The 23,818-nt window shown below is 37.6% G+C and carries 17 protein-coding genes; 2 read left to right on the forward strand and 15 right to left on the reverse strand.

The genetic code is table 11. The features are described from left to right. The first annotated feature begins 17 nt into the window (after window positions 1-17). On the forward strand, window positions 18-1,070 hold the full coding sequence (locus DDF69_RS02625; protein WP_114819415.1) for an NAD(P)-dependent alcohol dehydrogenase: 1,053 nt from the start codon (window positions 18-20) through the stop codon (window positions 1,068-1,070). A 53-nt stretch (window positions 1,071-1,123) separates the two neighbouring features. Here the strand turns inward: DDF69_RS02625 and DDF69_RS02630 are convergent, their stop codons facing one another. Beyond that, the gene (locus DDF69_RS02630; RefSeq protein WP_114819416.1) at window positions 1,124-1,552 is read right to left on the reverse strand and encodes a winged helix-turn-helix transcriptional regulator; all 429 of its coding nucleotides are present in this window, start codon (window positions 1,550-1,552) and stop codon (window positions 1,124-1,126) included. An 82-nt stretch (window positions 1,553-1,634) separates the two neighbouring features. Here DDF69_RS02630 and DDF69_RS02635 point away from each other — a divergent pair, with 82 nt between their 5' ends. Then, window positions 1,635-2,513 carry an NAD(P)H-binding protein gene (locus DDF69_RS02635; RefSeq protein WP_114819417.1) on the forward strand — a complete coding sequence of 293 codons (879 nt, stop codon included), beginning with the start codon at window positions 1,635-1,637 and terminating at the stop codon, window positions 2,511-2,513. A gap of 88 nt (window positions 2,514-2,601) precedes the next feature. On the opposite strand, the gene DDF69_RS02640 is transcribed toward DDF69_RS02635, so the two are convergent. The 14 genes from DDF69_RS02640 to DDF69_RS02705 all read right to left on the reverse strand — a co-directional run bounded on the left by DDF69_RS02640 (window position 2,602) and on the right by DDF69_RS02705 (window position 23,794). Then, the gene (locus tag DDF69_RS02640; RefSeq protein ID WP_114819418.1) at window positions 2,602-3,885 is read right to left on the reverse strand and encodes an ectonucleotide pyrophosphatase/phosphodiesterase; all 1,284 of its coding nucleotides are present in this window, start codon (window positions 3,883-3,885) and stop codon (window positions 2,602-2,604) included. Window positions 3,886-3,994: 109 nt separating this feature from the next. Continuing rightward, a complete protein-coding gene (locus tag DDF69_RS02645; protein WP_114819419.1) occupies window positions 3,995-4,840 on the reverse strand; it encodes a GNAT family N-acetyltransferase in 846 nt (281 codons plus the stop codon). A 176-nt stretch (window positions 4,841-5,016) separates the two neighbouring features. Next, a complete protein-coding gene (locus DDF69_RS02650; protein ID WP_114819420.1) occupies window positions 5,017-5,763 on the reverse strand; it encodes a DOMON domain-containing protein in 747 nt (248 codons plus the stop codon). A 1-nt stretch (window position 5,764) separates the two neighbouring features. Further along, window positions 5,765-6,289 carry an ankyrin repeat domain-containing protein gene (locus DDF69_RS02655; RefSeq protein ID WP_114819421.1) on the reverse strand — a complete coding sequence of 175 codons (525 nt, stop codon included), beginning with the start codon at window positions 6,287-6,289 and terminating at the stop codon, window positions 5,765-5,767. Then, window positions 6,286-6,831: a YceI family protein gene (locus DDF69_RS02660; protein ID WP_114819518.1), complete on the reverse strand. Its 546-nt coding sequence runs from the start codon at window positions 6,829-6,831 to the stop codon at window positions 6,286-6,288. The genes DDF69_RS02655 and DDF69_RS02660 overlap by 4 nt, the downstream gene beginning before the upstream one ends. A 10-nt stretch (window positions 6,832-6,841) precedes the next feature. Continuing rightward, window positions 6,842-7,189 carry a hypothetical protein gene (locus tag DDF69_RS02665; RefSeq protein ID WP_228411911.1) on the reverse strand — a complete coding sequence of 116 codons (348 nt, stop codon included), beginning with the start codon at window positions 7,187-7,189 and terminating at the stop codon, window positions 6,842-6,844. Between the two features lies 1 nt (window position 7,190). Continuing rightward, window positions 7,191-8,033 (reverse strand): DUF5777 family beta-barrel protein, encoded by an 843-nt coding sequence (locus tag DDF69_RS02670; protein WP_114819423.1) that lies wholly within the window; start codon window positions 8,031-8,033, stop codon window positions 7,191-7,193. Window positions 8,034-8,158: 125 nt separating this feature from the next. After that, window positions 8,159-8,809: a Crp/Fnr family transcriptional regulator gene (locus DDF69_RS02675; protein ID WP_114819424.1), complete on the reverse strand. Its 651-nt coding sequence runs from the start codon at window positions 8,807-8,809 to the stop codon at window positions 8,159-8,161. Between the two features lie 208 nt (window positions 8,810-9,017). Further along, complete coding sequence (locus DDF69_RS02680; RefSeq protein WP_114819425.1) at window positions 9,018-11,198, reverse strand: TonB-dependent receptor; 2,181 nt, start codon at window positions 11,196-11,198, stop codon at window positions 9,018-9,020. Window positions 11,199-11,231: 33 nt separating this feature from the next. Continuing rightward, on the reverse strand, window positions 11,232-11,720 hold the full coding sequence (locus DDF69_RS02685; protein ID WP_114819426.1) for a hypothetical protein: 489 nt from the start codon (window positions 11,718-11,720) through the stop codon (window positions 11,232-11,234). Window positions 11,721-12,150: 430 nt separating this feature from the next. Beyond that, window positions 12,151-12,456, reverse strand: a complete 306-nt coding sequence (locus DDF69_RS02690; RefSeq protein ID WP_027375539.1) for a DUF3467 domain-containing protein — start codon at window positions 12,454-12,456, stop codon at window positions 12,151-12,153. A gap of 87 nt (window positions 12,457-12,543) precedes the next feature. Then, window positions 12,544-16,809 (reverse strand): DNA-directed RNA polymerase subunit beta', encoded by a 4,266-nt coding sequence (gene rpoC / locus DDF69_RS02695; RefSeq protein WP_110008212.1) that lies wholly within the window; start codon window positions 16,807-16,809, stop codon window positions 12,544-12,546. Between the two features lie 127 nt (window positions 16,810-16,936). Then, the gene (gene rpoB, locus DDF69_RS02700; RefSeq protein WP_114819427.1) at window positions 16,937-20,758 is read right to left on the reverse strand and encodes a DNA-directed RNA polymerase subunit beta; all 3,822 of its coding nucleotides are present in this window, start codon (window positions 20,756-20,758) and stop codon (window positions 16,937-16,939) included. A gap of 441 nt (window positions 20,759-21,199) precedes the next feature. Continuing rightward, window positions 21,200-23,794 carry a T9SS type A sorting domain-containing protein gene (locus DDF69_RS02705; RefSeq protein ID WP_114819428.1) on the reverse strand — a complete coding sequence of 865 codons (2,595 nt, stop codon included), beginning with the start codon at window positions 23,792-23,794 and terminating at the stop codon, window positions 21,200-21,202. Window positions 23,795-23,818 lie beyond the last annotated feature (24 nt).

Genomic DNA, 23,818 nt, shown 5'->3' on the forward strand with positions numbered 1-23,818 from the left:
TAAACCCAATATAAAAAATGAGTACAATCACAGTAAAAGCTTATGGTGCTGAGTCTACCACAGCAGATCTGAAAGAAATGAATATTGAAAGAAGAGAAGTAACCGCAAAAGATGTAGAGATTGAAATTCTATATTGTGGAGTATGCCACTCTGACCTTCATACCGCAAGAAATGACTGGGGCGGATCTTTGTATCCTGTAGTTCCGGGGCATGAAATTGTAGGAAGAATCACAAAAGTAGGAAGCGATGTTTCCAAATTTAAAGTGGGAGATCTTGCAGGGGTAGGATGTATTGTAGATTCCTGTGGACACTGCGACAGCTGTCAGCATGATCTTGAACAATATTGCCTGAATGGCTTCACCGGAACATACAATGGAAAGGATAAACATCTGGGAGGTCATACTTTTGGAGGATATTCTCAAAAAGTAGTGGTGGATTCTCACCACGTTTTAAAAGTGCCTGAAAATCTTGATCTGGCAGCAGTAGCTCCACTTCTTTGTGCAGGCATTACCACATGGTCACCTTTAAAACACTGGAATGTAGGTCCTGGATCTAAAGTGGCGGTTGTAGGCTTGGGAGGTCTTGGTCACATGGCCATTAAACTGGCAAAAGGACTGGGAGCTGAAGTTACCTTATTCTCCAGAACTCCGGGAAAAACGGAAGACGCTAAACAATTAGGAGCTGATCATGTAGTGATTTCTACGGATGATAAACAAATGGATGCTGTAAAAGGGAAATTCGATGTGATTATTGATACGGTTCCTTATGTGCATGATGTTAATCCATATGTGGCTACTTTAAATATCAATGGAACTCATGTTCTGGTAGGATATCTTGGAGGTTTAGAACCTATTCTGAATACAGTTCCTATGATTATGGGAAGAAAATCGGTGGCTGGTTCGGTAATCGGTGGTATTGCGGAAACTCAGGAATTACTGGATTTCTGTGGAGAGCACGATATCGTTTCGGAAATTGAAATGATCAAAATGCAGGACATCAACGAAGCATATGAAAGAATGCTGAAAAGCGATGTAAGATACCGTTTCGTTATTGATATGCAGTCTTTATAATTTTTTGATAGAATAGTAACAGAAACAGGCTCTTCGGATTGAAGAGCCTGTTTTTATTTTTTCAGGTTTTGGCTGAAAGCATTCTGATCCTGATTCGTTATATATCTGTTTCCTTCTGCACATTTATTATCATTTCTTTCCATATCCTGAAAAGCCCATGCTGCCATAGCATCAATCACGGGGGCCAGTTCATTCCCTGCGTCACTTAGTTTATACGTTACATGAGGTGGTACTACAGGTTTTGCTGTTCTGATAATGAGTCCGTCTGTTTCAAGCTGTTTCAAATGCTGAATGAGCATTTTTTCCGTTACGGCAGGAATTGCTTTTTTCAATTCACTGTATCTTTTTTCTCCTGTGGAAAGATTGAACAGAATAATCGGTTTCCAGAATCCGCCAATTCTTTCCATGACATACATTACAGGACAATCCTGCACTGTTTTCTTATTCTCCTGAATGGTTGAACTTTCTTTGATGGCTGTCATATCTACATACTTTAGGGTAAGTACTTGTATAAAAGTAAGTACAAATATAACTTTGTTCCCAGAAATAAAAAAATATTTACATATGAAAATTATAATCACAGGATCACTAGGAAATGTGGCTAAACCATTAGCACAACAATTAATTGCCGACGGGCACAATATTACCATAGTAAGCAGCAGCGATGCCAGAAAACAGGATATTGAATCCCTGGGAGCAACGCCAGCTATAGGATCTATTACAGACGTTCAGTTTTTAACGCAAACATTCCAAGGTGCGGATGCGGTTTTTGTAATGACTCCTCCGGCTATCAGTCCGGATAAAATTGTAGAAAATACTACCAATGCAGGGAAAAATTATGCGGAAGCTTTAAAAAAAGCCAATGTAAAAAGAGCTGTCATGTTAAGCAGCGTAGGCGCAGAATCTCCGGTAGAAAACGGTCCTATTGCAGGACTTCACAATATTGAAAAAATATATAATGAAGTAGAGAACACTTCTTTCACTTTTTTAAGAGCCGGATATTTTTATAACAATTTTTTCAATGATATTCCTTTAATTCAAAATGCAGGAATCATTGGAGGAAATTATCCTGCAAGTGTTGAAGTACCTATTGTACATCCCAATGATATCGCCAAAGCTGCCGCTGAAGAACTGGTAAAAGACGGAAATACCAACAGCATCAGATATATTGTAAGTGACGTAAGAAAAGCGTCTGACTTTGCTAAGGTTCTGGGAACGTCTGTTGATAAACCTGAGCTTCCATGGGTAGAATTCTCTGATGAAGATTCGTTAAACGGAATGCTTCAGGCAGGATTACCTGAAGATATGGCTAAGCTATATGTTGAAATGGGAAGAGGAATAAGAACAGGTGTTGTGCAGAAGGATTTTATTGATCACGGTTCTCCGGTTACAGGAAGTGTTAAATTAGAAGATTTTGCAAAGGAGTTTGCTTCTCAATTTTAATTTCTAAGTCAATTAAAAAAACAAGTTTCGGCGCACCTTTGGTGCGCCGAAACTTGTTTTTTTACTATTATATTTTAATCCTTAAGAATTATTTCTTCTCTTTCAGGGCTTCTTTTAAAACTTTCAGTTTTCCATCAATAGGCTGATCGATTTTTAATCCTAAAACCTCAGCCACCAAAGGATAAACATTGATGTTCGCAAATTCGCTGATCACCAGATTGTTTTTAAACTCAGGGCCCCAGGCAAAGAAAGTGGCTTTCATTTCCGGTACCACTTTAGGGTTATAGCCGTGTTTTCCAACAGATGTTTTTTTGCCTTTCTCCAGGAAAATCTTTGGTGCTTTCGGAATCAGAAGAATCTGCCCTATTCTGTTGTACTGGTCATCTCTTGTAGCGAAATGCAGGTATCTGGGAAGCTTTTTATCAAGATATACTTCGTAGTCGTCTGTTTTATTGGCTTTCAGTTGTTTATAAACTGCTTTTACCTCATCAGGGTTTTTAACGTAAACTCTTAGTAAAGTCTGGGAATTGTAAAAATCAAATCTGTTTTTATCAAAAAGAAGAGCAGGAATTTCCAGCGGTGTACCTCCATCTACTTTAATCATTCCGTGATCGGAAACAAAAATAAAGTTGACATTTTTTAATCCTAAATCATTTACTTTCTGAACAAGACTCCCAATGGCCTGGTCTATTAAATGAACAGCTGTTTCTGTTTCTTTGGTATCCGGACCATAATGATGCCCGCTTCCGTCTACTTCCGGGAAATATAATGAAATAAAGTGCGGTCTTTTATCTTCCGGTAATTTCAGCCAGTTGACTACTTTTTCTACTTTTTCAGAAGGCGTGAATTTTTCGTGATAAGGATAATAATAAGTAGGTCGCATTCCTCCGGCATCACTGGCAGATCCTACCCACATTAAAGAGGCAGATACCATTCCCTGTTTTTCAGCAAGTCCCCAAAGCGGTGTTCCTCCATACCAGCTTCCATCCTCAGCATTTTTTTTGTTACTCATGGCATACCCTTCTTTTCTCTTGTAATCGTAAAAAAAGTTATCAATCAAACCATGATGGGAAGGATAAAGGCCGGTAATTAAACTCCAGTGGTTCGGGAAAGTAATGCTTGGATAGCTTGGAATCATTGCTTCAGCCTTTACACCGCCATTAGCCAGTTTCAAAAGGTTTTCAGCATTGTATTTCTGGGCATAATCATAACGGAAACCATCCGTTGATATCATAATTACATAAGGTTTTGATTGTGCTTCTGTGCTGTTTTGTCTTCCCGGAATAACCACCTGGGCAGTGTCAATATTGGCTTGTTGTGCAAAAGCCGTAAAGGAAATGAGCAGCAGTAAAAAATGGATTCCTCGCTTCATTATTTTAAAATTTTCCGCAAAGTTACATCCTATACTTCTGCCTGAAAAGTTTAGGAGATTAAAAGTATATTAAAACCTCTTATTTTGTTTGAGTCAAAATTACTCTCTGTTAAATAGGCCTTTTCATTTCAAACTGTGACAACCAGTTGTTCAGCCCTACTCTTTCGCTAAGAAACACAGCGGTATTTTCTGAAGAATCATCCACATTGTTCAAGGCTATAGCCTGTCCGCTATTTTTTTCTCTAATCGCATTAAACAACTTTGTACCTATTCCTTGATTTCTGTAATTCTTATCTACAGCAAACTGATATATTTTTCTTGAGGCAGGACCATAAACAATATATCCGACGAGCTTTTCTCTTTCATAAGCCCCTAAAGTCACATAGTTTTCCGGCATTGGATCCAATACGAAAACAGATCCCTGCCAAGAAGGTTCAATATCCCAGAATGAGCATAATACATCCCATTGAAAGTCTTTCAAATCTCGTATGGATACTTCAGTATTTCCTTTTTCCTGTTTAATATTTCCATTAAAGCAAAGCAGTCTTCTGACAATCGTAAAACCTAAATTTTCATAAGCCCTGATAGCAGGCTGATTCCCTTCGATAACTTCAAGCAGTAGTGTATTTGCATTTCTTTCTTTTAAAACAGGAATGATAAAATCATACATTTTTCTCACCAGGCCTTTCCCCCTACTTTCGGGAACCACTCCTGTTCCGCCATTATAAATAATTTTCTCACCATTTTCAATTTTTTCAGCCTGAAGAATAAAGCCTACCAGTTTTCCATCTTCAAATGCTCCGGCAGATAAACTCATATCTAATTTTTCTGCATCAATTTTTGAAACAAGTACTTCTTTCGTTAAGTGAAAAGGAACAACATAGTCAGAAAATGAATGATTGAACACGGATAAAAGTTCATCTGTTGTGATATCGGCTAAAGTTTTAAATTCCATGGGTTGTCAAAATTGTAAGGTCAGGAAATTTCTTTTTGTTAAGAATCAGGATCTACACAAATATATGAATTTTAAAGCAAACTCCCTGAAAATGGGGCTTAAAGAAAAAATGATACCCCTGAAAGATCAGAGGTATCTGTTTAAAAAAAATATTTAGGTGTGTTTTTTCTGAAAAATTATTCTTTGATCAGTTTTTCATAAGATGTACTTCCGTCTTTAAGCTGAATTTCAAGATAATAACTTCCTGATTTCAGATTTTCAACAGTGATACTTTCTCCATCCGGTTTTACTGACAATACTTTTCTGCCTGTTGCTTCGTAGATATCAACGGATTTTATTTTGTCAGAATTTTTGAAATTAACAGTTGATTTTGCCGGATTAGGATATAGATTTACCTTTTTGCTATCAGCTGTAATCTCATTGGTAGATAAAGTGGCAGCCGTCATCGTCAATGTTGCATATCCTCTTCCTGCATCATGATATCCTAAAGAAGTTCCACCACTTTTACGGGAATAGAAAATATTGATGGTTCCGGCAGCATTGGCAATGGCAAAATCTCCTGCTCCACCTGTAAGTGACCTTGTTGCCACTACAGTTCTTGTAGATCCGGATACGGTATTGGACGTTTCTGTCCAGTCCTGGGCAGCATCAGCATTAGGCGTTGTCATTCCTATAAATGTATAGTCTCTGTTAGCTGATGAATTATAAATAAAGCCATCTGATCCCGGAGCCATTCCTACAGTTCCAAAACCAATTCCCATCATGGAGTTGCTGTCACCAGTCACGGTCATTGTTACTCCGGTGGGAGTGGTATCTAATTTCACCGTCATAGAAGTTGCCGGTAAATTTACCGTTCCAGACGAAAACTGCGCCAAAACAAAGTTGGCAAGAAGTACGCTAAGCGCTAGTAAAGTTTTTTTCATATCAATTTTTTAAAAGATTAATAATTTCCTTATTATTGGTTTGTAATGCATATTCAAAAGGGGTCATTCCCATTGAATCTTTCTTTGTTTTATCTGCTTTATATTTCAGCAGTTGCTCTACCAGATCTTTATTTCCGGATTTTACAGCCCAGAATAAAGGTGTGTATCCTGTTTCATCTGCAATATTGGGGTCTGCTTTTTTCTTGAGCAGATGCTCTACCAGATCTTTGTTGTATTTTATTGCAAGACCTGCCAGCGCTGTTCCTTCACGACTTTTATAGTTTACATCTTTTACGTTGTCAATCAGAAAATCAGCCACGGCTGTATTTCCTCTGTAACATGCTAAAATAAGGGGTGAAAATCCGTTCTCGTTGATCTGATTAATCACATCCGGATTTTGTTTCATCAACTCCTGTACTTCAGCCACTGTCCCACTTCTTGCCATATCAAATATTGATTTCCCTTTTTCCTGAGCGGATAATAATGAGCTCAGGAACAATCCTAATATCAAGATGAAATGTCTCATTGTTTTACCATTACATAGTTGTATTCAATATTGACATTCTCAGCCACTTTCTTGGTAACCATTTTAGGAATAGTTACTTTATAATCCACAGGTCTTGCCACAAAACCTCCCTGCATATAGATTTTCCCGTCTTTTGCATATAAAGTGGCAGAAGAGGTAACGGCTTTGTCTACGCCATGAAAGTTTAATGTTCCCTGCACCGTATATTTCTGAGGGCTTGCAGTAAGTTTTGTCTTATCAAAGTTGGCAATCTTCCCTTTGAAAGTGGTTTTTGGATATTTTGCAGATTCAGCATAGCTTTCATTGAAATGTTCTTCCATTAATTTTGTTTTAAAATGAAAGTTTTTGACAGTTGAGACTGATGCCATTTCACCATTGTCTGCATTGAGAATAACAATATTGTTGTCATCCTGAGCAAAGATATCATCAAACAAAGGTACCGAAGCTTCAAAAGTTACTTTCCCTGTTTTAGAGCTATATTTTTGTGCTGAAGCGTATCCCGCAGAAAGAAGTAATACGCTTAATAATGCTAATTTTTTCATATCAATTTTTTTAATTTTCATGTAATCCGTCAGCTTTCCATTTGATGAATATATTGATCTGGGCTGCAGACAGAGATCCTCCCTGAGGCATTTTCCCTGGATCGCCATTAGGCCTTTGGATACGGTCTAAAATTCCGTCAATATTATTTTTCACCTGATCATAGGTAACGAGCGGTTTAAAACTTGCCGCAGAATGGCAGCCTATGCAGCTGTTATCCACAATGGGTTTTACATCTGAAGTATATTTTACGGGCGCCGTGATGGGTGTGTTATCAGAAATCTCTTCATACGTTCTGCTGTCGCAAGCCGTCAGTATGATTGCTGACGACAATATCAATAAGGATGTTAGCTTTTTCATATTAAAAAACTCTATAAAGATTAAACCCAAAGAAAATATGCCCCTTTCCCCATGCTCCGGTAGCATTGGTAAGATATCCGATATCTGAATTTATCTGGGAGTTTGTGAGTAAAAGCTGGAACACGTGTCCTCCTGTTTCTATATCTACACCTAATGATAAAGGGTTTTTATAAAAACTGTGATCGTCAAAATTCACAAAGTATTCTGCATTTACAGAAACTCTTTTTGAGATCTTATAGCGTCCTCCCAACCCTGCCAGAAACTGGTTTTTGTTTTCAATGGTAGGTTCGTAAAGGTTTTTATGCACAAAGGAAGGCGTAAGCTGTACGGAAAGCTTATCACTGAACCTTCTTGAGATCAGGGCCTGTGTAAGATAAGAAAGCCTGTCACTGAATGTAAGATGCGGATAAGTATCTTTGTCCAGTTCAGTATTGGCCCCCATTACATTATACCCCACAATATCTACCGGAAAGTTTTCACTTTGTTTTACCAGTCTGTACTTCACTGCTCCCTCAAAGGTTTTCATATTTGTCTCTCTGGACAGACTTACAGATACTGCGTCTGAAACACCATAGATAACGCCTAATTTGGTGGAAGCATGATCCAGTCCGAAAAAGTCTTTAAATCCTGCGCTGATGTCTCCAAATCTATGGGCAACGATAATGTACCATTCTTTTTTAGCAGCCAGTTTTGTAGATTGCCCTGTAACAATCTGAAGGGCTTTGAAGGCGGGTTGTGAGGTTTCTGTATTGGTTTTAACGGTGTCAATATCTTTCAACAGATCTTCCTGTGCAAAGACAAGACCTGAAGAAAACATTGACAAAAAAAAGAGAGTTTTTGTCATATACAATTTGAATTAAATTATGATATAACAAACTTATTGAGTTCTCAATTCAAAAATAGGTGATAAAAGTCACCAGTCAAATTGTTTTTATCAATGATGGAAATAAAGTTTTCAAACAATCGAAATTAGACTGATCTAACATTTTCATTTACAGGAACTTTTATTCCTTCTTTGGTCTGCATAATTTCACCTTCGCTTTCAATTTTTTTCAAAACTCTGCTCACCACTTCTCTTGAAGTTCCCAAACTATTGGCAATTTCACGATGGGTAATCTTAATAGGGTTATTTCCTGTGGATACAATCTGCTGTTTGATATAGTTCAGAACCCTCTTATCCAACCTGTGAAAAACGGCATCGTTCACCATATTCATCACTTCTGAAAATCTCCGGTCATACTCATGATAAAACAGCTTATTGATTTCCGGAAATCTTATGAGCCATTCATGCATGATAGAAACGGGGATAAGAATGGCTTCTGAGTCTTCTTCCGCAATGGCATATACCCTGCTGGTATAATCTGTAAGAATAGATGAAAAGGTCATCAGACAGCTATCCTTAGGTTTAATATAATAGTAGATGAGCTCTCTTCCATCATTAAGAGTAAATACCTTGATAGAGCCTTTTATAAGGAAAGGAACAAACTTATTTTTTTGTCCTTCCCTTATGATCTCAGTTTTTGCTTTTATATCAATAGCAACAGCATGTTTTTCAAGCTCAGATAAAAATTCGGCACCTAAAAAACCAAATTTACTTACAGCGAACGAGTGATCAATCATATCTTATATTTTCTGCTTTCCTTAAACAAAGATATAAAATTGCTATATTGATATCATATTTTTTTATTTTATTAAATAAGATTAACAATCAAACAAATTCACTATGAATTTCACTAATTTTCATGAATCAAAACAAAAAAAACCACAGTAATAAACTGTGGCGTTTTTATTTGCTGTAAAAAAGCTGTTTATGAATATAATGTAAATTCTAAAATCTGTATTTTATATTGAGTCCGTAAAAGAAATACGCTTTTGCAGGTCCTGGATTAAGGTCTGTAGGAACTGTATAATTGCTTCCTTTATCGGAATCATTGATATTATTTCCTAAGAATAAAAAGGTATAGTTAATCTGATTGGTAAGATTATTACCCATCACATACAGGTCGAGATCCCATTTATTGAATGACTTTTTAAACCCTAATTTTGAATTAAGCAATCCAAAACCTTTTACCAGATTCGAATTGTTAAAGTCAGAATAAACATTTCCAAGATAATTATAGGTATTCACCAGATAAAATCCCGGTTTGGTAAAGATATCCAATCCTACAGCATATTTATTTCTGGGAACTCCTACTACAGTTTTATGGTCATATACCATTAGTTTCCCTACAATCTTCCCTGTAACAGGATCTTGATATTTGGGATCATAGATTGAAAAATCTTTATATTTTGTATCATAATAAGAAAGATTTACAAAGGGAACTATTCTCTCGATAAAAGAGTTTTCAGTTCTGTACTGATATCCTATACTCAACTCAAGACCTGTATTTTTCTGACTTCCGGTATTAGCCCAGTACGTTTGTCCACTTGTATTACCTGGTAAGAGCAGTTGTGTAAGTTTATCGGAATAGTCTATTCTGAAAGCAGAAATACGGTAATCCAGTTTTGTATTCAATAAAAGCCCATGCACACTGAAATCGAACATTTTTGCACGCTCAGGTTTTAAATCATCATTCACAGTGTTGGTAGCAGTTATAAACGAAGAGGCTGCAGTGGGTGAATTATATCCTTCACTATAGCTTAGATTAAAGATCTGGTGTTTCCATTCTTTCTGTAATGCGATGTGAGGCGTAAATGCCATGTCATACTTTTTATTAAATGACTGATCTTTGTGTCCGGGAACTAAATCTGGTAAGGCATAAAGGTCCTTCCTGTCATAATTGGTCCTGTTGGCACTAAGTCCTGCAAGCAAAGTTAATGCCCACGGCTTATATGTTAGATAATCGATCACAAAATAGGTGGATTGATTATTATTATATTTAAAATACGATGCTCCGGACATTCCTGTTGTCTGCAGTGGATTTGTTTCTGAGCCTGTAAAACGATAACTCGAAGTAGTGGAAACAGAATTTTGTATTTCTGCCCCAAAGTCCAGTCGGTTTTCAAAGTCTTTACATTCATTTTTCAAGGTAAAAGTAGAACGAAGCCCTACATTCGGGGAACTTGTCACTCCATATGCTCCGGCGGAAACACTTTCCGTGTTTGCGTTATAATAAAACAGAGTGGTATAGTTTCTCAAATTTGAGGTAAGACTTATGGTATTACTCAATCCTACTCTGGTTGATTTTATTTTTGTTCCTGCATTTTTCCTGATATAAGCAGCATTTCCGTTATCGATTCCTGCATAGTAATCATCGTATGAAATCTGTCCTGAAGTATGTTCGTATGAATAAGCCTGGCTTGCAAGGAAACTTAACTGATCTTTTTTGCTTAATTTCACGGTACCATTCACATTGAAAAAGTTTTTTAATCCGCCTCCATTGGGTCTGTAACCATCCGTTTCAAGATGTCCGTATGCAGCATTTACCGAGTAGTTTTCATCTGCAACATTCAGCTGTGTTCTGGACTGAAAGGTTTTAAAAGCACCCAACATTACATCTTCCGAAACTGAAATTCCTTTTGTAAAATCCGGTCTTGTATAAAAACGGACCGCTCCGCCTGTTCCACCTCCATACATGGTGGCTGCCGGACCTTTAATAACTTCTACGTTATTCACATAAGCAAAATCCATATCATCCAGAACAGTGATTCCTTCTGCTGTAGTTAATGGTATATTATTCCAGTATGCTTTCACTCCCCAGTTGTTGAATTTCTGATCATTTCCATATCCCCGGACAACAAGTCTCTGGCCTCCAAAGTTGGTTCTTTTATCTACCTGCAGTCCCGCCATGGTAGATAAAGTCTGATCTATTGCTGCCGGATTATTTCTGTTAAGATCCTCTTCGGAAAGAGTTTCTACCGACTGTCCATGTCTTTTAAATTCTGCACGTTCCTGTTTTATCTTTTTTCTTCCCAGGATATTAACTTCATCAATTGCTCCCTCCTGATTTTGCTGAGCATGCGCTATAATGCAGCCTAACACCGCTGTCATGCATAAATATTTTTTCATTATTCAAAATTTGTGTTACCATTAATATACGATTCATAATTGTTTTGATGGGCTACACATTTCAGGAGGAGGAGGAATAATGGATATATAGGATGTATTTGCTGATGGAAAATTATAATCCGGGAGTATTCTGAAATCTGAATTATCAGAAATATAGTCTTTATTACAAGAAACAGACGCTAAAAAAAGAGAGGTTTTACATCCATTTTTATGATGCAGATGGATGTCGATATGCTTGTGCATATCTATATTTTGTACAGCCAGCTTTTTTGAAAGATCAACCAGGGAATTGATGATCATATCTTTTTTATCCCTATAACAGAAGATTTTTTTTTCACCGTTAATAATTCGTATCTGGATGATATCATAAGAATATCCCTTAAGAATAAATTCCTTCTTTTCTTTCCATTCCACATTTGCAATATCTGCTTCTGAAAAGCATATGGTTTCTGAATCCTTGAATTTATTCCTGGTTATATCATATTGTGTTTTTTTATACAATTCTTTTTTCAGAAAAGTCATACCGGAGTATATCATATTATTGAACAATATGATAACAGAAAGACACAATACAATAGGAAATAGTTTTTTGTACAAAGAATCGGGTATTAAGGAGCAGACTCACCGGAAAAATTACCTGCAGTAAATTTTGAAAGGTTTTTGATTAGTTTTGAGCGTATTTTGCTGTGCATTAATAAAAGTGCAAAGTAATGCCGCTGCAACAGGATAAATTTTCAGTATCATTTGTTTTTTTTCAAATATACTAAAAATAAATATTAAAAATTCAACAAAAACACCAATACAATACAGATATTAATATCAAATCATTAAAAAAATATCAAATACCTATTTGAGCATTTTTTATTTTTTAATTAAAAAACTTATTTTTTTCAACTAAAAAACAAAAAGCCCCGGATAAATCCGGGGCAATTATATGATTACAAAAGAAATCTTACGCTTGAACGTTGTTTCCTCCTAATACGAAAGGCTCAACTTCTTTGATTTCTCCGAACTGCTGCTCGTAGTTAGCGATGTTCTGTTGAAGAGCGCTTAATACTCTTTTAGCGTGAAGTGGAGCAAGAATTACTCTTGATCTTACTTTAGCTTGCTGAACACCTGGCATCAACTGAATAAAGTCTACTACAAATTCAGATGGAGAGTGGTTTACCAAAGCTAGGTTAGCATAGATACCAGCAGCTACCATTTCGTTTAATTCGATGTTGATGTTTCCGTCTTGTGGATTTTGATTGTTGTCCATTGTTATAAATTATGTTTTTAAAATTCGAAATTTGAGATTGTGAAAATATAAAAATAATTTCAAATCCCAAATTTCAAATCATTAATTTTAGTTAAGGTCTTCGAATTCTTTCTTAGAACCAACAATAACGTTCTGATACTCTTTAAGACCTGTACCTGCAGGAATTCTGTGACCTACAATTACATTTTCTTTAAGACCGTTAAGATCGTCTATCTTACCAGCAACAGCTGCTTCGTTAAGAACTTTAGTTGTTTCCTGGAACGATGCTGCAGACATGAATGATTTAGTCTGAAGGGCCGCTCTTGTAATACCTTGCAGTACAGGAGTTGCAGTAGCAGGAAGAGCTTCTCTTACTTCTACCAATGCTAAATCTTCACGCTTCAACTTAGAGTTTTCGTCTCTTAATTCTCTTGCAGTAATCATCTGACCTGGCTTGAATTCTTTAGAATCACCAGCATCTACTACTACTTTAAGACCAAATACTCTGTTGTTTTCTTCCAAGAAATCATACTTATGTTCAAGGGCTCCTTCAAGGAACTGAGTATCACCTCCATCTACGATAGATACTTTCGTCATCATCTGTCTTACGATAATTTCGAAGTGCTTGTCGTCGATTTTTACCCCCTGTAGACGGTAAACTTCCTGAATCTCGTTTACTAAGTATTCCTGAACGGCAGTTGGACCTTTAATTCTTAAGATATCTTCCGGTGTAATAGAACCGTCAGAAAGTGGAGAACCTGCTCTTACGAAGTCATTCTCCTGAACAAGAATCTGGTTAGAAAGTTTTACCAAGTAAATTTTTCTTTCTCCAGTTTTAGCCTCAACAATAAGTTCACGGTTACCTCTCTTGATTTTTCCGTAAGAAACTACCCCGTCGATTTCAGTAACAACCGCTGGGTTTGAAGGGTTTCTTGCTTCGAATAATTCGGTAACTCTCGGAAGACCTCCGGTGATATCCCCTGCTTTTGCAGATTTTCTTGGGATTTTGATTAAGACTTTACCAGCCTTAATTTTTTCACCATCGTTAACCATTAAGTGGGCTCCTACCGGTAAGTTGTAAGCTTTTTGCTCAACTCCTTTAGAGTCTACCACTTTTAAGGTAGGTACGGCTTTCTTATTTCTGGATTCAGAGATTACTTTCTCTTCAAATCCTGTTTGTTCGTCAATTTCAAGCTGGAATGAAATACCCTGGATGATATCCTCGTATTCTACCTTACCTGAAGTTTCAGCAATGATAACCGCGTTATACGGATCCCATCTACAGATTGTATCTCCTTTCTTCACTTTATCACCTGGTTTTACAGATAATATAGATCCGTAAGGTACGTTAGCTACCATTAATGGAGTTCTGGACTCATTATCAGCAACTAATCTGAATTCTGTTGAACGGGAAACTACAACTTCAGCTGTATTACCGTTTTCATCTTCAGAAGTAATTGTTCTTACCTCATCCATTTCTACGATACCATCTCTTCTTGCAACGATAGATGGGTTTTCTGATACGTTACCTGCAGTACCCCCCTGGTGGAAGGTTCTCAACGTAAGCTGAGTACCTGGTTCCCCAATGGATTGTGCTGCAATTACACCTACCGCTTCACCCATATGGATCACTTTACCTGTTGCCAGGTTTCTACCATAACATTTCGCACAGATACCTTTCTTAGCTTCACAAGTTAATGGTGAACGAACCTCCACAGCTTCTAATCCTGCTTCTTCGATTCTCTTCGCCAAAGATTCAATGATCACCTGATCTGCGCTTGCAATAAGCTCATCAGTTTCAGGATCGTAAATATTATGAAGAGATACTCTACCTAAGATTCTTTCAGAGATTCTTTCAACGATCTCATCATTTTTCTTAAGTGCAGTAACTTCTGTACCTCTCAATGTTCCACAGTCGTCTTCTGTAACGATAACGTCCTGTGCAACGTCTACCAATCTTCTCGTTAAGTAACCAGCATCGGCAGTCTTAAGAGCGGTATCCGCAAGACCCTTACGAGCACCGTGGGTAGAGATAAAGTACTCTAGAATCGAAAGACCTTCCTTAAAGTTGGCAAGGATCGGGTTTTCGATGATCTCCGCTCCGGTAGAACCGGCTTTCTGCGGTTTTGCCATCAAACCTCTCATCCCTGATAACTGACGGATCTGTTCTTTAGAACCCCTCGCTCCAGAGTCAAGCATCATATATACAGAGTTGAAACCACCTTGGTCAGTTTTCATTCTGCTCATGATCATTTCAGTTAATCCTGCGTTGGTGTTTGTCCAAACGTCGATTACCTGGTTATAACGTTCTGTATCGGTAATTAGACCCATGTTATAGTTAGCTCTAATTTCGTCTACAGTTTCAATTGATTGTGCAATCATCTGCTTTTTCTCAACAGGAACTACAATATCCCCTAGTGAGAAAGAAAGACCTCCTTTGAATGCGTTTGAATACCCTAAGTCTTTCATTGCATCAAGGAACTTCACAGTGGTAGGGAAATCTGTATCAGCAAGGATCTTACCGATAACGTTTCTCAATGATTTCTTCGTAAGAAGTTCATTGATATATCCTACCTGCTTAGGTACAATCTGGTTGAACAGGATTCTACCTACAGAAGTTTCGATCAGTCTTGTAACGATTTCTCCATCTTCTTTGATAGGTAGTCTACATCTTACTTTAGCATTTAAAGATACTCTACCTTCAGCATAAGCAATTTCTGCTTCTTCAGGAGAATAGAATGCTAGACCTTCTCCTTTTACTTTCATTGTCTCTGTAGAGCTTAATTCTTTAGTCATGAAATAAAGACCAAGAACCATGTCCTGAGATGGTACTGTAATTGGAGAACCGTTTGCAGGGTTCAAGATGTTCTGAGAACCTAACATCAATAACTGAGCTTCAAGGATCGCTTCTGGTCCTAGTGGCAAGTGTACCGCCATCTGGTCACCATCGAAATCGGCGTTGAAGGCCGTAGTTACTAATGGGTGTAGCTGGATTGCCTTACCTTCGATCATCTTAGGTTGGAAAGCCTGAATACCCAGTCTGTGAAGCGTAGGTGCTCTGTTCAATAGAACAGGGTGACCTTTCATCACGTTTTCAAGGATATCATAAACTACCGGTTCTTTTCTGTCGATAATTCTCTTTGCAGATTTTACTGTTTTTACAATACCTCTTTCAATTAGTTTTCTAATGATGAACGGTTTGTAAAGTTCAGCTGCCATATCTTTAGGAATACCACATTCGTGAAGCTGTAAGTTTGGACCTACAACAATTACCGAACGCGCAGAGTAGTCAACCCTTTTTCCTAGTAGGTTCTGACGGAAACGACCTTGCTTACCTTTCAATGAATCAGAAAGTGATTTCAATGGTCTGTTTGATTCAGATTTTACTGCAGAAGATTTTCTTGTGTTATCGAATAATGAATCTACTGATTCCTGAAGCATACGCTTCTCGTTTCTCAAGATTACTTCAGGAGCTTTGATCTCCAATAATCTCTTCAAACGGTTATTTCTGATGATAACTCTTCTATAAAGGTCATTCAGGTCAGAAGTAGCGAAACGTCCTCCATCCAATGGAACCAATGGTCTTAGTTCTGGTGGGATAACAGGAAGTACACGCATGATCATCCACTCCGGTCTGTTGATCATTCTTGTATTAGCACCTCTTAATGCTTCTACAACGTTCAATCTCTTAAGAGCTTCTGTTCTTCTTTGTTTTGAACCTTCGTTGTGAGCTTTGTGTCTCAAGTCGAAAGACAATGCATCAAGATCGATTCTTTTTAACAGATCTTCTACAGCTTCAGCACCCATTCTGGCGATGAATTTGTTTGGATCAGAATCATCAAGATACTGGTTTTCTACAGGAAGAGTTTCCATGATATCAAGGTACTCTTCTTCTGTAAGGAATTCCATATTTTCAAAATCAGAACCGTCTAATTTTTTAGCAATACCCTGCTGAATCACTACATATCTTTCGTAGTAGATGATCATGTCTAATTTCTTAGAAGGAATTCCTAAAAGGTATCCGATTTTGTTTGGTAATGAACGGAAATACCAGATGTGTGCAATTGGAACTACAAGGTTGATGTGCCCGATTCTCTCTCTTCTTACTTTTTTCTCAGTAACTTCTACTCCACAACGGTCACAAACGATCCCTTTGTAACGAATTCTCTTGTATTTACCACAAGCACATTCGTAATCCTTTACAGGACCAAAGATTTTCTCACAGAATAGCCCGTCTCTTTCAGGCTTGTGAGTTCTGTAGTTAATAGTTTCCGGTTTTAAAACCTCCCCTCTTGAGTCTTGTAAAATAGACTCCGGTGAAGCTAAACCGATGGTTATTTTATTAAATCTACTTGATTTATTTTTATTTGACATTTTTTGTTATTTGAGATTTGACATTTGAAATTTGAGATTCATGAATCTCTAAAAGTTTTATTTTGATTTTTGTTTGAAATCTGCTTACAGAATTTCAAATTTCAAATAAATTAATTTCAAATGGAATTTATTCCTCAAGTCTTACGTCTAGTCCAAGACCTTGTAACTCGTGAAGTAATACGTTGAATGATTCCGGAATACCTGGTTCAGGCATAGATTCACCTTTTGCAATTGCTTCATAAGTTTTTGCTCTACCAATCACGTCATCCGACTTCACAGTAAGGATCTCTCTAAGGATGTTAGATGCACCGAATGCTTCAAGTGCCCAAACCTCCATCTCTCCGAATCTCTGACCTCCGAACTGAGCTTTACCTCCTAACGGCTGCTGAGTAATCAGTGAGTAAGGACCAATAGAACGTGCGTGCATCTTATCATCTACCATGTGTCCTAGTTTCAACATGTAAATGATACCTACTGTTGCGGCCTGAGTAAATCTTTCTCCGGTACCACCATCATAAAGGTGAGTGTGACCGAATTTAGGAAGACCTGCTTTCTCAGTATATTCAGTAATCTGATCAAGACTTGCTCCGTCGAAGATTGGCGTAGCGAACTTCAATCCTAATTTTCTACCAGCCCATCCAAGAACGGTTTCGTAGATCTGACCGATGTTCATACGAGAAGGTACCCCTAGTGGATTCAATACGATATCTACTGGTGTTCCGTCTTCAAGGAATGGCATATCTTCTTCACGAACGATTCTTGAAACGATACCTTTGTTACCGTGACGTCCTGCCATTTTATCTCCTACATTCAGTTTACGTTTCTTAGCGATGTAAACTTTAGCCAGCTTCATAATACCTGCCGGAAGCTCATCTCCGATTGAAATTGCAAATTTCTCACGGTTTTTAACTCCCTGGATGTCGTTATATTTGATTTTGTAATTGTGAATCAATTGTTTGATCAATTCATTCTTGTCAGCGTCTACTGTCCAGTCTGAACCGCTAACGTTTACATAATCTTCAACTGAAGTTAATAGTTTGTGAGTGAATTTCACACCTTTACCGATGATTTCTTCGTCAAGGTCATTTTGTACCCCTTGAGAAGTTTTACCGCTTACCAGTGTGTTTAATTTTTCAATTAAAGTATTTCTCAACTCGTCAAACTTAGCCTTGTAAGTGTTTTCAATTTCTTCAAGTTTAAGTTTTTCTTCAGTTCTTTTCTTTTTGTCTTTAATGTTTCTGGAGAACAATTTCTTGTTGATAACAACCCCTCTTAATGAAGAGTCAGCTTTCAATGAAGCATCCTTCACATCACCAGCTTTATCACCAAAGATTGCTCTAAGAAGTTTTTCTTCAGGAGTCGGGTCAGATTCACCTTTTGGAGTAATTTTACCAATCATGATATCTCCAGGCTTCACTTCAGCACCGATTCTGATCATACCGTTCTCGTCAAGATCTTTAGTAGCTTCTTCAGATACGTTTGGAATATCTGCTGTAAGCTCTTCCATACCTAATTTAGTATCACGAACTTCAAGAGAATATTCATCCACGTGGATTGAAGTAAACCAGTCTTCACGTACAACTTTTTCGTTGATTACGATGGCATCCTCGAAGTTGTATCCTTTCCAAGGCATGAACGCTACCACTAAGTTTCTACCAAGAGCTAATTCTCCTTTTTCAGTAGCATAACCGTCGCAAAGTACCTGTCCTTTTTCCACTACATCACCTACTCTTACGTTTGGTCTTAGGGTAATGGTTGTACTCTGGTTCGTTTTTCTGAACTTAGTAAGGTTGTATGTTTTAGTAGCAGACTCGAATTGTACTAAATCTTCGTCTTCGCTTCTTTCGTATTTAATAACGATTCTGTCAGCATCTACGTACTGTACTGTACCTGTACCTTCAGCGTTAATTAAAATTCTTGAATCTCTTGCAACTTGTTGCTCAAGCCCTGTACCCACAATTGGAGCCTGTGGCTTCAATAGAGGAACGGCCTGACGCATCATGTTGGATCCCATCAATGCACGGTTCGCATCATCATGCTCCAGGAATGGAATTAATGAAGCGGAAATACCGGAAATCTGGTTAGGCGCTACGTCGATAAGGTCTACCTGATTAGGCTCTACTACCGGATAATCACCATCCAATCTTGCAATAATTCTGTCTGTTTCGAATTCACCATTGTCGCTCAATTCAACGTTTGCCTGAGCAATTACTTTAGATTCTTCGTCTTCTGCATTTAAGTAGATAGGATCTGCGTTAAGTTCGATCTTACCACCTTCTACCTTTCTATATGGAGTTTCGATGAAACCTAGTCTGTTGATTTTAGCATAAATACCAAGGGATGAAATCAATCCGATGTTTGGTCCTTCCGGAGTTTCAATCGGGCAAATTCTTCCGTAGTGAGTATGGTGAACGTCTCGAACCTCGAAACCTGCTCTTTCTCTTGATAAACCACCAGGCCCTAGTGCAGATAATCTTCTCTTATGAGTAATTTCTGATAGAGGGTTGGTTTGGTCCATGAACTGAGAAAGCTGGTTGGTACCAAAGAATGAGTTGATTACAGATGTTAATGTCTTAGCATTTACAAGGTCAAGCGGAGTAAAGATTTCGTTATCTCTAACGTTCATTCTTTCCTTGATTGTTCTTGCAATTCTTGAAAGACCTACTCCGAACTGTCCAGCTAATTGCTCACCAACAGTTTTAATTCTTCTGTTTGATAAGTGGTCAATATCATCAACCTCAGCTTTAGAGTTGACAAGCTCGATTAGGTGTCTTACGATAGCAATGATATCTTCTTTTGTAAGAACTTCAGTTGTCGTTGGAATATTAAGACCTAACTTTTTGTTCAATCTGTAACGTCCTACTTCACCTAATGAATATCTTTGCTCAGAGAAGAATAATTTTTCAATGATTCCTCTTGCAGTTTCCTCATCTGGTGGATCTGCATTTCTTAACTGACGATAAATATACTCTACCGCTTCTTTTTCAGAGTTGGTAGGGTCTTTTTGTAATGTATTCTGGATGATAGAGAATTCGTTGCTGTTTTCTTTGTGAATCAGGATTGATTTCACACCCGCATCAAGAATAAGATCTAAGTGTTCTTTTTCAAGAATAGTTTCTCTATCCAGGATGATTTCGTTTCTTTCGATAGAAACTACTTCACCTGTATCTTCGTCTACGAAATCTTCGAACCAAGTGTTCAATACTCTCGCAGCCAATGTTCTCCCTTCCACTTTTTTAAGGGCAGCTTTAGAAACTTTCACTTCTTCAGCAAGGTCGAAGATCTGAAGGATATCCTTGTCAGATTCATAACCGATCGCTCTTAATAGAGTTGTTAATGGTAATTTTTTCTTACGGTCGATATACGCGTACATTACGCTGTTGATATCTGTTGTAAATTCCATCCAAGATCCTTTGAAAGGGATAATTCTTGAATAGTAAAGTTTGGTTCCGTTTGCGTGGTAAGTTTGTCCGAAGAATACACCAGGTGAACGGTGAAGCTGCGTAACGATAACTCTTTCAGCACCATTGATGATAAAAGAACCACTTGGCGTCATATAAGGAACCGGACCTAAGTATACGTCCTGAACCACTGTCTGGAAATCTTCGTGTTCCGGGTCAGTACAATACAATTTAAGTCTAGCTTTTAGAGGAACTGAATAAGTAAGTCCTCTTTCCACACACTCATCGATTGAATAACGTGGAGAATCTACCAGATAGTCTAAGAATTCTAATACGAATTGGTTTCTTGAATCCGTAATTGGGAAATTCTCTTGGAAAGTCTTGTAAAGAGCTTCTGTCTTTCTGGCTTCAGGAAGTGTATCAAGCTGGAAAAATTCTCTGAAAGACTCAATTTGGATATCCAAAAAGTCCGGAGTGATGATTTTTCCTTTCGCTGATGAGAAATTAATTCTCGGATTTCCTTGAGTTGTTGATTTTGTTTTACTCATAAAACTTTTAAGAAAGGGTTAAAAAATATTTTGATTCATTAAAAAATATCAGAAAAGAACAAGAAACAAGATAAAAGTAAAAGGTAAAAGTGTTTTTGGCGCTCACAAAGGACCTTAAGCTCTTTTAAACTTTGTATACGTTCTTTCTAACTGCAACGCTGGTATATCTTTTCACAGCGTAATGCAAAATATTTTTATTACTTTTGAGGCAGTATTACCGCAGTATTTATACACACGAAATCCCTTTCATGTTTTACACAATGAAAGAGTTGATTTTCAGTATTTTATAAATTTACAAACAATTTTTCGCGCCAAAAGAGGGGCAAAGATACAAAAAGTTATCCACAAAAACAAATAAAACCTCTCATTTTGAGACTCTTAAAAACAAGAGAGGCTGCCCAAACATGAGCAACCCCTCCACAACACAAGCTAATCCTATGATTATTTCACAATAACCTTATAAGATTTTATTTTTGATTTAGTTTCTATTTTAATAATATACACTCCTGCAGGAAGTGAAGAAGTATCAATACCTGTATGGGCATTAAAATGATCTGTCTTAACAACCTGTCCCTGTGCAGAGAACAAAGTATACGCTCCTTCTTCCTCTGATATAATTCTAAGGTTTTCCCCTGCTTTTACCGGATTCGGATATACTTTTACATCATTTGCTGTTTCAATAATTTCTGCGGAGGTAGTTTTCGCCGCATTGGATGCATTTTTCAATAATGAAGCATAAGGTGAAAACGGGGAATCCGGAGAACCTCTTTTTACAAGATCTGTATCTACCACAGCCTGAATTCCGTCTTTGTCTTTATCATTAATGGTAGAAATGAATCCTCCTCCTAAGGTATCAAGATTTGCTTTTCCGATCTTATAAAGGTCAGGTTCCGAACCATTGGAAGTTATATCCAGAAAGTCTGGTTTATCATCTCCGTCTGTATTTTTGATTGGATATTTCAATACGCCTGAATCAGGTGAAGTTTCCAGAATATCTGCAATTCCGTTTTTACCTACCGGAACATTCGCATCAATGATACCGTTATGATCAGAATCAATCTGATTGATGACAGAGGTCGGAATTCCAGATTCAAATAAATCCAGGATACCATCATTATCAGAATCAAGATCAAGGTAATTAGGAACAGAATCTCCCAATACAGGTGTTAAAAGAATATCTCCTTCATTATCATCATCCTGGAACTTGCCGTTTTTATCAAAGTCTTCTACAGCATCCGGAATTCCATCATTATCAGAATCCAGGTCACAGGCATCTACAATTCCGTCACCATCTGTATCGAGCGCAGGAGATTTGTCATTTACGGCTGTACATCCTTCTGCACAGTCAGGAATTCCGTTTCCGTTATTATCTATACTGTCATCTCCTCCCTGGCACTGATCAAAGCAGTTCGGGACTCCATCATTATCATCATCTCTGCTTGCAAAAGCATTGTAGATATAATAGTTTTGAGGAATACGAATGGCCGTTCCACTGTTGAAAGTGATTTTAATACGATTAAAAGGTTTTGTTGATTTCCCTCCAACATAAAATTTATTGGAATTCGTTGTGAAAAAATTTCCACTGATAAGGCTTCCTGAACTTGTAAAAGTATCTGTCAAAGTATTTCCGTTGTACAATGTCACAGTGATATTTTCCAGAACACTTACTCCAAGAAGGTTTCCTGCTTTTTCTACCGTAAATCCGGCCATTGTATTGGCAGGAAGCACCGCATTAGTTCCTACCGTGGCAAATGCTGAGAAAAGGCTGAAAATAGAGGCAGCCGGAACTGTAGCTGTGGCATAATTGGAAGGATTATTATCTACAATCGCTTCAGGACTGGTCATTTTAGCTAAAATAAGGCCAAGAAATCCGGGTCCGGAAGTCCATGGAGTTCCTGCAACCAAATTTCCCGGTACTGATGAACCGGTGGTCTGGATTTTATCATCACACTCACAGGTAACAGGTTCTTCGAAAGCATAATATACTTTCAATGTTCCTAAATTAAATCCCAGCGTTTGAGTCACTTTTAATCTTACTTCATTGAAAGGTTTAGTAGTCGTTAAGGTAACTTTTTGTTTTCCTGAGCCATAACCTAATACTTTGATATTAATTAAGCCTCCTCCGTCAGACAACTGTTTTGAATCCTGAAGCTGGCCAAAAAGATAAGTTTCTATGGTAATATTTTTTAAAAACTCTGCACTTAACAGTTTACCCTGATCATCCGGTTCTATTACAAAACCTGTTCTGTTTCCTGCCGGGTAGGTCTGGTTTTTGTCTAAAACGCCTACCGAATAAGAACCCAGTAATCCTACCGGCAGAACAATTGATCCATAAGAATTTTTGTTCCCGTCTCCTATTTTTTCTTTATTCTGAACATAGGAAAGTGGAGCCAGAAAACTGCTGCTTCCGGATATATTTCCATCCACACCACTTCCCGCAATGATATCATCACAAATACCATTATTATCCGTAGGAACTTTTGCAGGATCAAATGCAAAGGCATAATATACATTCATTGCACTGAATACAGAAAGAACGTTAGTTTGATACAACCTTACTTCATCAAATTCTTTTGAAGTTTTGAAATGAAGAAAGATTCTGTTTTTACTTCCTCCAAATGCAGGCACTGACAAAAGTGTGCTGCTGGTAGTCGTTTCCTGAAGAACACCATTTCTATAGGTGCTGATTCTCAAAGAGCTTAAGAGATCAACAGTAATAAAACTTGTCCCAAGATCTACATTGAATCCTGTAATATATCCCCCAGGATAAGTTGTATTTTTATTCTTTACAGAGATTCCGTTTCCACTTAAAAGAGAAGCGAAATTACCCATGCTTACACTGTTGTCCAGACTTGCATCCACTACGGGATTCATACTTCCGTTGTAGCAGGCAAGACATATCCCTGAATTGTTGACTGGTTTAGCCTCCACACCCATCCCACGGATCGGTTCATAGCCCTGCTGTGCCAATACTCCTGCAGACATCATCAATGTCATGAGCAGCGCAGCTAACTTTTCGAATAATTTTCTGGTCATTTTTTATTTTTTTAAGGTTTGTGT

It is taken from the genome of Chryseobacterium sp. KLBC 52 (assembly GCF_003347605.1).
Lineage (GTDB): Bacteria > Bacteroidota > Bacteroidia > Flavobacteriales > Weeksellaceae > Chryseobacterium.

What these genes read in the sequence shown, in the direction of transcription:
- DDF69_RS02655 (WP_114819421.1), bottom strand. Translation starts at nt 6,289, where the DNA reads ATGAGACATTTCATCTTGATATTAGGATTGTTCCTGAGCTCATTATTA.
- DDF69_RS02685 (WP_114819426.1), bottom strand. Translation starts at nt 11,720, where the DNA reads ATGACTTTTCTGAAAAAAGAATTGTATAAAAAAACACAATATGATATA.
- DDF69_RS02670 (WP_114819423.1), bottom strand. Translation starts at nt 8,033, where the DNA reads ATGACAAAAACTCTCTTTTTTTTGTCAATGTTTTCTTCAGGTCTTGTC.
- DDF69_RS02640 (WP_114819418.1), bottom strand. Translation starts at nt 3,885, where the DNA reads ATGAAGCGAGGAATCCATTTTTTACTGCTGCTCATTTCCTTTACGGCT.
- DDF69_RS02650 (WP_114819420.1), bottom strand. Translation starts at nt 5,763, where the DNA reads ATGAAAAAAACTTTACTAGCGCTTAGCGTACTTCTTGCCAACTTTGTT.
- rpoC (WP_110008212.1), bottom strand. Translation starts at nt 16,809, where the DNA reads ATGTCAAATAAAAATAAATCAAGTAGATTTAATAAAATAACCATCGGT.
- DDF69_RS02630 (WP_114819416.1), bottom strand. Translation starts at nt 1,552, where the DNA reads ATGACAGCCATCAAAGAAAGTTCAACCATTCAGGAGAATAAGAAAACA.
- DDF69_RS02690 (WP_027375539.1), bottom strand. Translation starts at nt 12,456, where the DNA reads ATGGACAACAATCAAAATCCACAAGACGGAAACATCAACATCGAATTA.
- rpoB (WP_114819427.1), bottom strand. Translation starts at nt 20,758, where the DNA reads ATGAGTAAAACAAAATCAACAACTCAAGGAAATCCGAGAATTAATTTC.
- DDF69_RS02665 (WP_228411911.1), bottom strand. Translation starts at nt 7,189, where the DNA reads ATGAAAAAGCTAACATCCTTATTGATATTGTCGTCAGCAATCATACTG.
- DDF69_RS02675 (WP_114819424.1), bottom strand. Translation starts at nt 8,809, where the DNA reads ATGATTGATCACTCGTTCGCTGTAAGTAAATTTGGTTTTTTAGGTGCC.
- DDF69_RS02645 (WP_114819419.1), bottom strand. Translation starts at nt 4,840, where the DNA reads ATGGAATTTAAAACTTTAGCCGATATCACAACAGATGAACTTTTATCC.
- DDF69_RS02705 (WP_114819428.1), bottom strand. Translation starts at nt 23,794, where the DNA reads ATGACCAGAAAATTATTCGAAAAGTTAGCTGCGCTGCTCATGACATTG.
- DDF69_RS02635 (WP_114819417.1), top strand. Translation starts at nt 1,635, where the DNA reads ATGAAAATTATAATCACAGGATCACTAGGAAATGTGGCTAAACCATTA.
- DDF69_RS02660 (WP_114819518.1), bottom strand. Translation starts at nt 6,831, where the DNA reads ATGAAAAAATTAGCATTATTAAGCGTATTACTTCTTTCTGCGGGATAC.
- DDF69_RS02625 (WP_114819415.1), top strand. Translation starts at nt 18, where the DNA reads ATGAGTACAATCACAGTAAAAGCTTATGGTGCTGAGTCTACCACAGCA.
- DDF69_RS02680 (WP_114819425.1), bottom strand. Translation starts at nt 11,198, where the DNA reads ATGAAAAAATATTTATGCATGACAGCGGTGTTAGGCTGCATTATAGCG.